Source organism: Paracoccus sp. MA, assembly GCF_020990385.1.
In the GTDB taxonomy this organism is placed as follows: Bacteria; Pseudomonadota; Alphaproteobacteria; order Rhodobacterales; family Rhodobacteraceae; genus Paracoccus.
This window is the reverse complement of the sequence record NZ_CP087597.1, coordinates 646626-658595: the sequence shown is the minus strand read 5'-3', so window position 1 is coordinate 658595 and position 11970 is coordinate 646626. Positions and strand designations below refer to the sequence as shown.

Genomic DNA, 11970 nt, shown 5'->3' with positions numbered 1-11970 from the left:
TCTGGGCTTTCTCGGCCGCGCCGGCGGAATTGCCGGCGAGACGAATTTTTCGGTAGCGGGCCGGCGGCGGACTCTCGGGCCAAGCCGGGACCGGTCGCGGGCGACGCTGGCGCCCGCGCTAGCCGGTATTGCCTGCGGGCGCTTCCGGCGCCCGCGCTTTTCCTCAGTGCCGGTTCATTCTGTTTTCGATGAGTTCGTCGACGACGGCGGGGTCTGCGAGGGTGGAGATGTCGCCGAGGGCGGCGAAATCGTCCTCGGCGATCTTGCGCAGGATGCGGCGCATGATCTTGCCCGAACGCGTCTTCGGAAGACCCGGCGCCCATTGGATCAGGTCCGGCTTGGCGATCGGCCCGATCTCGGTGCGCACCCATTTCTCCAGGTCGGCGCGCAGCTCGTCGCTGGGCTCCACCCCGTTCATCAGCGTCACATAGGCATAGATGCCCTGGCCCTTCAGCGGATGCGGATAGCCCACAACCGCCGCCTCGGCCACCTTCTCATGCGCCACCAGCGCCGATTCCACCTCGGCCGTCCCCATCCGGTGGCCCGAGACGTTGATCACGTCATCCACCCGCCCGGTGATCCAGTAATAGCCGTCCTCGTCCCGCCGGCAGCCGTCGCCGGTGAAGTAATAGCCCGGATATTGCTGGAAATAGGTCTCCATGAAACGCTGGTGGTCGCCCCAGACCGTGCGCATCTGACCCGGCCAGCTGTCGGCGATGCACAGCACCCCCTCGGCCGGGTCGCCCTCCTGCACCGCCCCGCTCGCGGCATCCAGAACCACCGGCCGGACCCCGAAGAAGGGCAGCGTCGCCGAACCCGGCTTGGTCTCGATGGCGCCCGGCAGCGAGGTGATCATGTGGCCCCCCGTCTCGGTCTGCCACCAGGTGTCCACGATCGGGCAGCGCCCCTTGCCGACATGCCGGTCGTACCAGACCCAGGCCTCGGGGTTGATCGGCTCGCCCACCGTGCCCAGCACCCGCAGGCTGGACAGGTCGTATTTCTCGACCCATTCCGGCCCCTGCCCCATCAGCGCCCGGATCGCGGTCGGCGCGGTGTAGAACTGGTTGACCTTGTGCTTCTCGCAGACCGCCCAGAAGCGGCCGGCATCGGGCCAGGTCGGCACCCCCTCGAACATCAGCGTCGTGGCGCCGTTGGCCAGCGGGCCGTAGACGATGTAGCTGTGCCCGGTCACCCAGCCCACGTCCGCCGTGCACCAGAACACGTCGCCGTCGCGATAGTCGAAGACGTATCGATGCGTGATCGCCGCGAACAGCAGGTAGCCGCCGGTGGAATGCACCACCCCCTTGGGCTTGCCGGTCGAGCCCGAGGTGTAAAGGATGAACAGCGGATCCTCGGCCCCCATCGGCCGCGGCGGGCAGTCGGGGCTGACCTCCTCCATCAGCTTCAGCACGTCCACGTCGCGCCCCTCGATCCAGGTGGTCTGGTCGCCGGTATGCTTGACCACCAGGCAGCGCACCCGGTCCGAGCAATGCAGAAGCGCCGCGTCGGTGTTCGACTTCAGCGCCGTCTTGCGGCCGCCGCGCGGCGCGGTGTCGGCGGTGATCACCAGCTTGGCGCCGCTGTCGTTGATGCGGTTGGCCAGCGCGTCGGGCGAGAAGCCGGCGAAGACGATGGAATGGATGGCGCCGATGCGCGCGCAGGCCAGCATGGCATAGGCCGCCTCGGGGATCATCGGCAGGTAGATCACCACCCGGTCGCCGCGCATCACCCCCTGCGACAAGAGCACGTTGGCGAAGCGGTTCACCTTGTCGGACAGCTCGGCATAGGTGATGTGGCGCGCCGGCCGGGCCGGGTCGTCCGGCTCGAAGATGATCGCGGTCTGGTTCGCCCGCTCGGGCAGGTGGCGGTCGACGCAGTTCACCGAGGCGTTCAGCACCCCGTCCTCGAACCATTTGATCGAGACCCGGCCCATGGTGAAATCCGTGTCCTTCACCCGGGAATAGGGCTCGATCCAGTCGAGCCGCAGACCCTCGCGCCCCCAGAACCCCTCGGGATCCGAGAGCGATTCGGCATAGAGCCGCGCATAATCCCCAGGCCCCGCATGCGCAGCAGCAAAGCCAGACGGAACAGGATGTTTCTCAAGCGATTCAATGGACATGGCGCGCCTCCTCTACTCGCGACAGGATCGGTCCGCGACGCTCTCACCCTCCTCAAGGTGCCGCAAGCGAGCGTCCGAATGCCGATTGGCCGTGATGTTAACAGTAATCTTTATTTTTCGTAAACCATTTTTTTAAAAAGGGAATTTTGTAAATTCATTGACGACGATAAGCTTATTTTTGTAAATTATTCACAGGATCGTCAGCAGACCGGGGGTACGGCCACTGACGCGCCGCGATCTCGGTCGCCCGCCGCAGGCTCGGCGGCGCGGCGGCGACGGCCTTCAGCCCGGTCCTGACCCGGTCCAGCACCTCGCCATCGGCGCGCTCGGCATAGACCATATGCGTCGAATGCGAGAATTCCGGCGCACCGGGCACCAGCGACAGCCGTCCCACGGCCAGGAAGGGCCGGACGATCCCAAGCCGGAAATAGCCGCAGCCGCCCACCGTCAGCAGATAGGTCAGCGCCAGAGGCCCCAGCGAGATCGACACGGGCGGGCTGAGATCGGGAAACGAGGTCTCGAAACTGGCGGCGAAATTCGGCCCCCAGTCGACATGGATGAAATCCTCGGCCGCGAAGCGCCCATCCGCGGCGCTGCTGACCAGCACCAGCTTTTCCTCGGCCAGCAATTCGTTGACGAGGTTCGGCGCATGGGGCGGGTTGTAGAGCACCGCCACATCCATCGAGCCCTCCTGCACCCGCGCCATCAGGCTGGCCGGGCCGTCCACTTCGGCCCGCAGCGCGATGTCCGGGCATTCGCGGCGCATCCAGATCAGCCAGTCGGCCAGCAGCGGATGCCACAGGCTCAGCTCTCCGCCCAGATGGACGCCGGCGCTGCGGCCGGGCGGCAGGGCGACCTGCTGGCGTGCCCGTTCCCACAATTGCAGCATGGCGGTGGCATGGCGCACCAGCCGCTCGCCCGAGGGCGTCAGCCGCGCGCCGGCCTTGTTGCGGATGAACAGCCGTCGGCCCAGGCTGTTCTCGAGCGTGCGGATGCGGGCGCTGACCGCGGTCTGGGTGATGTTCAGCCGGTCGGCGGCGGCGACGAAGCTGCCGGAATGCACGACCTCGAGAAAGGTGCGGGCCTGATTGGTGTCCATGAAATAAGAACAAAATTATTTCTGATAACCGCAATATAATGAATTTGCCTGTGCCATGCCAGAGTGCCATCTTGCCCGGGGAACAGGGCCGCCCGCGCCGCGCTTCGCAGGCGCGGCGGGGCCGACGCCCCTGGACGACGAAGATCGAAAGGACATCACCATGTCGCTGCAACTGGGCCAGATCGCGCCCGATTTCGAACAGGACAGCACCGAGGGTCCCATCCGCTTCCACGACTGGCTGGGGGAAGCCTGGGGCGTCCTGTTCAGCCATCCCAAGAACTTCACCCCGGTCTGCACCACCGAGCTGGGCGAGGTCGCCCGGCTGAAGCCCGAATGGGACAAGCGCGGCGTCAAGCCGCTGGGCCTGTCGGTCGATCCGCTCTCGGCGCATGGCGAATGGTCCCGGGACATCGCCGAGACCCAGGGCCATGCGCTGAACTTCCCGCTGCTCGCCGATGCGGACGGCCGGGTCGCGCGGCTTTACGGCATGATCCACCCGGAAAGCGATCCGACGCTGACGGTGCGGGCGGTCTATGTCATCGATCCGGCGAAAAGGATCCGGCTGGTCCTGACCTATCCGCCAAGCTCGGGCCGCAATTTCGCCGAGATCCTGCGCGCCATCGACAGCCTGCAGCTGACCGATGCCGAAAAGGTCGCGACCCCTGTGAACTGGAATCCGGGCCAGCCCGTCATCATCCCCGCCAGCCTGTCCGATGCCGAGGCCGGGCAGCGTTATCCGCAGGGCTGGCGGACCCTGCGCCCCTATCTGCGCGTCGTCGATCTGGCTGCGCAGGACTGACCGACCCGGAAAGGAGCCCGCGATGGCAGAGGATGAGTTGAGCGACCGCAGCATCGCGGCAGCCCATGGCGTCGGCGGCCGCGACCGTTTTGGCGCCATCGTGCCGCCGATCTATCTCAGCACCAGCTATGCCTTTGCCGGCTTCGACCGGACGCGCGGCTATGACTATACCCGTGCCGGCAATCCCAGCCGCGACCTGCTGGCCGAAACGCTGGCCGGGCTGGAGCATGGCGCGGGGGCGGTGGTCACCTCCTCGGGCATGGCGGCGCTGGACCTGCTCTTGGCGCAGGTGCCGCCGGGCGGGACGATCGTCGCGCCGCATGACTGTTATGGCGGCACGCAGCGCCTGCTGACGGCGCGGCGCGACCGCGGCGCCTTCCGGCTGGCGCTGGTCGATCCCGCCGACCCTGCCGCCATGGAGGCCGCGCTGGCCGAGCGCCCGGCGCTTCTGCTGATCGAAACGCCCAGCAATCCCTTGATGCGGGTGACGGACATCGCCGCGCTGGCCGCGCTGGCGCATGGGGCCGGGGCGAAAGTGGCGGTGGACAACACCTTCCTGTCGCCGGCCTTGCAGCAGCCCTTGCTGCTCGGCGCGGATTTCGTGGTCCATTCCACGACCAAATATCTCAACGGCCATTCCGACGTGCTGGGCGGCGCAGTGGTGGCGGCACGGGCCGAGGATGCCGGCGCGCTGGCGGAATGGGCGAACATCACCGGCAGCGTCGGCTCTCCGTTCGACGCCTTCCTGACCCTGCGCGGCATCCGCACGCTTTTCGCCCGCATTGCCCAGCAGCAGGCCAGCGCCATGGCGGTAGCGGAGTTCCTGCGCGACCGGCCCGAGGTGGCGGCGGTGCATTATCCCGGCCTGCCCGAGCATCCCGGCCATGCGCTTGCCGGCCGCCAGCAGCGCGGCTTCGGCGCCATGCTCAGCTTCGAGCTGCGGGGCGGGCTGCCGGCCGTGCGCCGCTTCGTCGAGGCGGTCCGGGTCTTCACGCTGGCGGATTCGCTTGGCGGGGTGGAAAGCCTGATCGCCCATCCGGCGACCATGACCCATGTCAGCATGGGCGCCGAGGCGCGGCGCGGCGCCGGGATCGGCGACGGGCTGCTGCGGCTGTCGGTCGGGCTCGAGGACGAGCGCGACCTGCTCGGCGGACTCGATGCGGGCTTCGGGGCGCTCGGCGCGTAATCGCGGCTGTGCGGCCCGGTCAAGCGCGGACGCGCCGGGCCCCGCACACATGTCGCGCCAAGATCGCCGTCCGGCGGATCCCGACCGGCAGCAGCCTCATCGCCTGCAATTCGCTGCTGCGCGGACCGGATGGATGCGCCGCGCGAAGCCCGGGCCCGGCGGCCGCGGCCCCGCAGGAACAGCAGGCCACAGGCATGTGCGCCGTCGGGGGCGGCCGTGCAGCGTGATGTTCATGCATGATGCGGAAAGCTTGCGCGCCGCCGGGCCGTTTCCCTGCCCCCTCAGCCGCGGCCGGTTCCGTGCGGATGCGCGGCCTCTATCCGGGTGCCCGGAACCCCGGCCAGCAGCCTTTCCAGCGCCGGACGATCCGCGGTCAGGCAGGCAGCCGTGGACAGCGCATCGGCCAGCGCCGCGCCGGGTGCCGAGATGCTGACCGAGCGCCAGGCGGGGGGCGCCGGCATTCCGCTGCGCGGATCGAGGATATGGCCGTCGCGTCCGGCGGCGTCGAAACAGGTGCCCAGCGGCGCCGAGGTCGCCAGCGCCCGGGCGCGCAGGCCCACCGCACCACCCCCGGCCAGCCGCACCGGCCATTCCGTGCCGTCGGGCCGGGCGCCTAGGGCCCGCAACTCGCCGGTATCGATCAGGATGTCGTCCAGCCCCTCGGCCTTAAGCAGCGAGGCGACGCGATCGGCGACATAGCCCTGCCCGATGCCGTTCAGCGTGATCGCCATTCCCGGCTCCAGCGCGATGCGTGCCGCGTCCAGCCGCAGGCGCCGCCAGCCGGTGCGGGCCAGCGCCTCGCGCCGCGCCTGCCACGAGGGGCGGCGTCCCGCCGCAGCGGCCTCGGCCCAGAGCGACCAGAGCGGCTGCACGGTCGGATCGAACAGCCCGCCGCTGGCGCGATGCACCGTCCCGGCCAGAGACAGGCATTCAAGCAGTTCGAAGGGCGGCGCATCCAGCGCCCCCTCGCGGTTCAGGCGGGAAAGCGCGCTGTCCGGGCGATAGAGGCTGAGGATGTTTTCCAGCCGGTCGATCTCGGCCAGGCAGCGGGCGGTGATCGCCTCGGCCTCCGGGTGGTCGATGCGGATCGAGGCACGGGCGCCGAGCGCCTGCCCGACCCAATGCCGGCCCGGCTGGGCGCGCGAGGCCGCAGGCAGCAGCGCCATGGCGGCGGTGATGGTCAGAAAGCGACGGCGGGACAAGGTCATGTCGCGGGCTCCTCGGGTTGGCTCAGCGCGCGCAGGCGTTCAAGGAAATCGGCGTCCGAACCGCTGTCGGGCGCGGTTTCCTCGGGCGTCAGCACCATCTCGTCGGGGATCGCGTCAAGCGTCATCACCTGCCCGCCATGGGCGGCGGCAAAGGCCCCGGCAGCCTCGCGGCTGGAGAAGGGCACCGCCTCGGGCGCGCCCATGCCGCCCATGCGGGCCGAGCCCATGACGTAGAAGGCGTCGCCGGCGGGAATCCAGTTGCCCTCTCCCGGCTCTTCCCAGCTTGCGCCTGCCCTGCCCATGTCGTTGACATGGATGGCCAGGATCGGGTGGCTCTGTTCCGGCATCCTCGCATAGGCGATGGCGTCGCGGACCTGGCTGAAGAACAGGGGCGTGCCCGGCATCCCCTCCAGATGCACCTGCGCCTTGGGGCCGGGATGCTCCAGCAGGTTCATCTGGCAGAAATGGCCCAGCGTCTGGGCGTTCAGCTCGACCGGGGCGGTGTCCTGCGCCACCTCCTCGCGGCAGGCGGCAAGGCCCAGCAGCAGCACCAGCAGAAGCGCATGTCTCATGGCGTGACCTTTCGGAATGCGGCAATGGCAAGGCCAAGCGCGGCCAGCGGCCAGGCCAGGACCGACAGCGCCGATTGCCAGAGCGGGATGGTCGCTGCGGCCCCGCCCACGCCGGCGGCGGCGGCGGTGGCCTCGGCGGCCGAGAGGTTGAACAGGCGGAAAGCATCGGCGGGGTTGGCCAGCAGCGCGACCGGCAGCACCTCGGTGGTGAAGCCGCCGCCGCCATCGGCGACGATCAGCGCCAGCAGGCCCAGGTCGTAAAGCACCACCAGCCCCAGCCACAGCCCGACCGCCAGACCCGCCGCGCCCGAGGGCCGCCGCGCGATGCTGGACAGCGCATAGCCCGCGCCGAGGAAGGTGGCGCCCAGCAGGGTCGAGCTCCACATCAGCCGCCACAGCGCCGGGAGGCCGGCGGTCGAGGCCGGATCGGTCCAGACCGCCGCCAGCGCCGCCGCGCCGTAGCCGGCCCCGACCGCCAGCGCCAGGATCGCCATATGCGCGACCAGCTTGCCCGCCAGCACCTCGGCCCGCGCCACCGGATAGGTCAGAAGCAGGGGCAGCGTGCCGCGCTCGACCTCGCCGGCGACGGCGTCGAAACTCATCAGCAGCGCCAGCAGCGGCACCAGATAGACGGCCAGCGAGGTCAGCGAGGCCACGACAACCGACAGCCGGTCGGCGCCGATGTCGCCGGTCGGCGCGGCGCCGGCCGCCGCCAGCACCAGCGCGAAGACCACCATCAGCCCGGTGGCGATGGCCACCCAGCGGTTGCGCAGCGCGATGCGGAACTCCAGCGCCGCGGTGGAAAGGATGCGGCGGATCATTGCCCGTCCCTCCGGCTGAAATGGCTGTAGATGTCCTCGAGGCTGGGCGGGATCACGTCCAGATCGGCGACCTGCCCGCCCAGCCCGGCGATGCGGGCCAGCAGGCCCAGCTTTTCGTCCTGGGCGCAGGCCAGGTGCAGCGTGCCGTCGCCCGCCAGCCGCGCCTGCGGCAGCGCATCGGCCAGCGCCCCCGCCGCGCCCTCGGCGGGCGTCACCGTCAGCCCGACCGGCAGGGCGGCGCGGCGGCGCAGCTCCGCCAGCGTGCCCTCGGCCACCAGACGGCCCTGCGACAGGATCAGGATGCGGTCGGTGCGGGCCTCGACCTCGGTCAGCACATGCGAGGACAGCAGGATCGCCGCCCCTTCGGCCGCCAGCCCGTCGAGCAGCGCATAGAAATCGCGCCGCGACACCGGGTCGAGCCCCGAGGTCGGCTCGTCCAGCACCAGCAGCCGCGGTCGCCCGATCAGGGTCTGGGCCAGGCCGACGCGCTGGCGCATGCCCTTGGAATAGGTGCCGATGCGGCGACGCGCGGCCTTGGCCAGCCCGACCCGCTCCAGCAGTTCCATGGCCCGGCGCGGGCTTTCGCCGCGCAGGGACAGGTAATGGCGGATCTGCTCCTCTCCGGTCAGGGCCGGGTGGAAGGCGGCGTTTTCCGGCAGATAGGCCACCTGCATGCGCGCCTGGGCCGAACCGGGCGCGGCGCCGCAGACGCGCACCTCGCCGGCATCGAACGGGATCAGGCCCAAGATGATCTTCATCATCGTGGATTTTCCGGCTCCGTTATGGCCCAGCAGCGCGACGCGCATGCCCGGCCCGAGGTCCAGCGAGACCTCGGCCAGGGCCTCGACGCTTTGGAAGCGCTTAGTGAGACGCGAGATCGTCAGGGTCGATATCATCGTAAGTTCCTTTTGCCCAACGCCCGGCGGCCTCGGCCTCATAGGCCGCGATCTCGGGCGGGACGGGGATGGTCAGGGGCCGCATCAGCGGCGCGCTGTCCTGCACGCCGCCCGGCAGGGTGGCGGGAAAGCTCTGCTGGCTCCAGCGGATCAGCTGCACGGCAGGGGCGCCGGTCAGGAGTGCGGCGGCAGGCTGCGACCACAGGATGTGGTCCATCAGGTCGTTGGGGCGATAGACCCCGTCGGCGATGCCGTCGCCGTTCAGGTCGAAGCCCGGATGGTCGGACCAGAAATTGCCGCGCCCCTCGTGGCTCCATTCGATATGGCGGGTGCCCACGTATTTCACCTGCTCGCGATTGCCGATGAAGGCGTTGCCGCTCAGCACGTTGCGCTCGGACCCGGCGGTGAAATGGATGCCGATGCCGCAATCCTGGAAACGGTTGTTCCAGATCAGGTTCTTGTGCGCGTTATAGATGAACAAGCATTTCCGGGAACCGCCGCGGATCAGGTTGCCGGTCACGTCGGCATTGTTGGCATAGTTCAGCATCAGGCCGTGCTCGCGGTCGCCCAGGCTGCGGTTGTCGCGGATCACCGCCCGGTCCGAGAACATGATGGCGAAGCCCAGATGGTTGCCGATGCTGACATTGCCCGAAACCTCGGTATTGCGGGTATACATGAAATGCACGGCAAAGCGCAGGTCGCGAAACAGGTTGTCGCGATAGAAGCTGTCGGCGCTGGCATTCGAGAAGATGCCGTCGCGGCCGAAGCGGACGCTGTTGCCCTGAACCAGCGCGCCGGGGCTGTTCCAGACATAGATGCCGTTGCCGCGCTCGTTCATGCGGGGGTCGCGGGTGCCGATGATCTCGTTGCCGACGATCCTGGCGTCGCGGCCGCCATGCAGGTCGATGCCGTGCATGTTCCCGGTCAGCCGCAGCCCCAGCACCTGCGCCCGGTCGGCGCCCTTGAGGATCTTGACCCCGGCGTCGAGGTCCTTGTTCGCCATGCCCGAGCCGGTGACCGAAAAGCCCTGCAAGGTGACGTCGGGGGCGGCGATGGTGACGACCGTGCCCTGCCCCTGCCCGTCCACGACGGCGGCGCGGCCGCCGGCGATGGTCAGCGGCCGGTCGATGGTGACGGGGCCGGCATGGACCCCGTCCTGAAGCCGCAGCACATCGCCGGGGGCGGCCCCGGCGATGGCCCTGGCCAGGCTGCCCGCGCCCGGCGCCACGGCATGCTCGGCCGCAAGCGCGGGCCAGGCAATGAGCAGGGCGAGGGCAAGGGTCAGCAGGCCGCGCATCGGGTTCAGGCCTCCCTCGGCTCGACCAGCATGCGGCCGCGCATTTCCATGTGCAGCGCATGGCAGAACCATTGGCAGTAATACCAATAGACGCCGGGATTGGCGGCGGTGAAGGTGACCGAGGCAGTCATCTGCGGCCCGATCTCGATGGCGACGCCGTGATTGCCCATCGTGAAGCCATGCGTCAGGTCGTCGATCTCGTCCAGGTTGGTGACGATCACCGTGACCTCGTCGCCCTCTTTCACGGTAAAGCTCTCGACCGAGAAGCTGGGCGCGACGCTGGACATGTAGACCCGCACCTTGTTGCCGTCGCGGATCACCTCCTCGGTCCAGTTGTCGAGGTCGACGCCATCGGCCTCGGCCTGGGCGCGGGTCTCGGCCCACATCGGGTCGTTGCGGTCCCAGACCGATTTGATGTTCGACAGGATCGAGGGATGCACGGCGATGGCGTCATGCGGCTCGGCAAAGGTCGGGCCGTCATGGACCAGCACCATCTTGTCGCCCGAGATGTCGATCAGCTGGTCGTTCTCCGGCTTCAGCGGCCCGACGTTCAGGAAACGGTCCTTCGAGAACTTGGACAGGCAGACCAGCCAGTCGTTGGTGGCGTCCAGCGTCTCGCCCATCACGGTCTTCAGGTGGCCGGGCTGGTAATGCACGTCCAGCTTGTCCTTGATCGGATCGACCTTCTCGCCGGCATAGGCGCGGATTGCGTCCTCGATGTTCCACTTGACCACCTGGCTGTCGAGGAACAGCGAGGTATAGGCGTTGCCGCGCCCGTCGAAGGCGGTGTGCAGCGGGCCGAGGCCCAGCTCCGGCTCGGCCACCACGGCGCTGCGCGGCTCGGCGTTCTCGTAGAACAGCGCGTCGAACCGGGTCACGTCCAGCACCGTCACCGTGGGCGACAGCTTGCCGGCGACGCACAGGTGCTTGCGGTCCGGCGCCATGTTGCAGCCATGCGGGTTGTTGGCGATCGGAATGTAGCGGGTGAAGAGGCTGTTCGCCTCTTTCCGGCCGTCCAGCACCTTGACGCCGTTCACTTCCTGATACTCGCCCGCGGCGACGGCCTTTTCGATCTCGGCGATGTTGAAGACGACGATGTGATCCATCTCGGCCGCCGTCATCTCGGCCAGGGTCAGGCCCTTTTCCGAGTTGTAGGAGGTCGAGAAGGCCCATTTGCCCTCATAATCGGCATCGCAGTTGTCGAGGTTGCCCGAGACCAGCACCTGCCAGGCGACTTCCCACTTGTCGGCATCGACGGCGGTAAAGACGTTCACATACTGATCGACGTTCTCCATGTTGGTGCCGTCGTTGACCAGCGGCGCCTCGTCCTCGCCGTTGCAGAACACATAGTTGCTGCGCGGCCATTTCTGCGGCCGCAGGCCGTGGATGCCCTTGGCGTTGGGGATCTCGAGGATGGCGTCGCATTTCATCACGTCGCAGCGCACCCGCGCCACGCGGGTATTGGCCTTGTCGTTCATGAACAGGAAGCGACCGTCATACTTGCCCTCGGTGAAGGACATGTGGACGTGGTGCAGGTCGCCGTTGTCATGGATGCGCTTGCCGTTGGCGGCGAGGTATTTCTTCGTCCGCTCGCTCATCGTGCGCTGGTGGATGCGGATCGATTCGTTGGTCTGGCCCCAGCCGGTGGCCGAGCAGCGGTTGAAGACCGGCACCCGCATCAGCTCGCGCATCGAGGGAATGCCGAGGATGCGCATCTCGCCGCTCTGGCCCGAGGACCAGAAGCCGTAATAGCTGTCGAGCTGGCCGGGCGCCACCGCGCCATCGGCGCCGGCGGCCAGCACCGCGCCGCTGCCGGCGACGCTCGCGACCCCCGCCGTGCCAAGGCCGAGCGCCGCCGGCCCCAGGGCCAGCCGTCCGCCGAACGCGCCGGCCATGGCCGCGCCCCCGGCCGTCGCACCCAAGAGCGCGCGGCGGCTGAGACCCTTTTCCTGTTTCGATTCCATGATCGAACT

At 68.7% G+C, this 11970-nt stretch carries 10 protein-coding genes; 2 read left to right on the top strand and 8 right to left on the bottom strand.

Annotated features, from left to right (window positions below; translation table 11 throughout):
* Positions 1-163 precede the first annotated feature (163 nt).
* Positions 164-2119, bottom strand: a complete 1956-nt coding sequence (gene acs, locus LOS78_RS03350) for an acetate--CoA ligase (protein WP_028717134.1) — start codon at positions 2117-2119, stop codon at positions 164-166.
* Positions 2120-2291: 172 nt separating this feature from the next.
* Positions 2292-3218, bottom strand: a complete 927-nt coding sequence (locus LOS78_RS03345) for a LysR family transcriptional regulator (RefSeq protein WP_230376911.1) — start codon at positions 3216-3218, stop codon at positions 2292-2294.
* A gap of 160 nt (positions 3219-3378) precedes the next feature.
* On the opposite strand from LOS78_RS03345, the gene LOS78_RS03340 reads away from it, so the two are divergent.
* Positions 3379-4017, top strand: coding sequence for a peroxiredoxin (locus tag LOS78_RS03340; RefSeq protein WP_230376910.1), 639 nt, complete (start codon positions 3379-3381; stop codon positions 4015-4017).
* A gap of 22 nt (positions 4018-4039) precedes the next feature.
* Positions 4040-5203 (top strand): cystathionine gamma-synthase, encoded by a 1164-nt coding sequence (gene metB, locus LOS78_RS03335; RefSeq protein WP_230376909.1) that lies wholly within the window; start codon positions 4040-4042, stop codon positions 5201-5203.
* Positions 5204-5484: 281 nt separating this feature from the next.
* Here metB and LOS78_RS03330 read toward each other — a convergent pair whose 3' ends face one another.
* From LOS78_RS03330 to nosZ, 6 genes are read right to left on the bottom strand one after another with little or no spacing between them, the layout of a single operon-like run.
* Entirely contained in the window at positions 5485-6411 is a 927-nt protein-coding gene (locus LOS78_RS03330) for an FAD:protein FMN transferase (RefSeq protein ID WP_230376908.1), read from the bottom strand.
* A complete protein-coding gene (locus LOS78_RS03325; protein ID WP_230376906.1) occupies positions 6408-6983 on the bottom strand; it encodes a nitrous oxide reductase accessory protein NosL in 576 nt (191 codons plus the stop codon). Before LOS78_RS03325 ends, LOS78_RS03330 begins: the two co-directional genes overlap by 4 nt.
* Positions 6980-7804: an ABC transporter permease gene (locus tag LOS78_RS03320; protein ID WP_036698743.1), complete on the bottom strand. Its 825-nt coding sequence runs from the start codon at positions 7802-7804 to the stop codon at positions 6980-6982. The genes LOS78_RS03325 and LOS78_RS03320 overlap by 4 nt, the downstream gene beginning before the upstream one ends.
* Complete coding sequence (locus LOS78_RS03315) at positions 7801-8700, bottom strand: ABC transporter ATP-binding protein (RefSeq protein WP_230376904.1); 900 nt, start codon at positions 8698-8700, stop codon at positions 7801-7803. The genes LOS78_RS03320 and LOS78_RS03315 overlap by 4 nt, the downstream gene beginning before the upstream one ends.
* Positions 8666-9997 carry a nitrous oxide reductase family maturation protein NosD gene (locus LOS78_RS03310; RefSeq protein WP_230376902.1) on the bottom strand — a complete coding sequence of 444 codons (1332 nt, stop codon included), beginning with the start codon at positions 9995-9997 and terminating at the stop codon, positions 8666-8668. Before LOS78_RS03310 ends, LOS78_RS03315 begins: the two co-directional genes overlap by 35 nt.
* A gap of 5 nt (positions 9998-10002) precedes the next feature.
* Positions 10003-11961, bottom strand: coding sequence for a TAT-dependent nitrous-oxide reductase (gene nosZ, locus LOS78_RS03305; protein WP_230376901.1), 1959 nt, complete (start codon positions 11959-11961; stop codon positions 10003-10005).
* Positions 11962-11970: the final 9 nt, after the last annotated feature.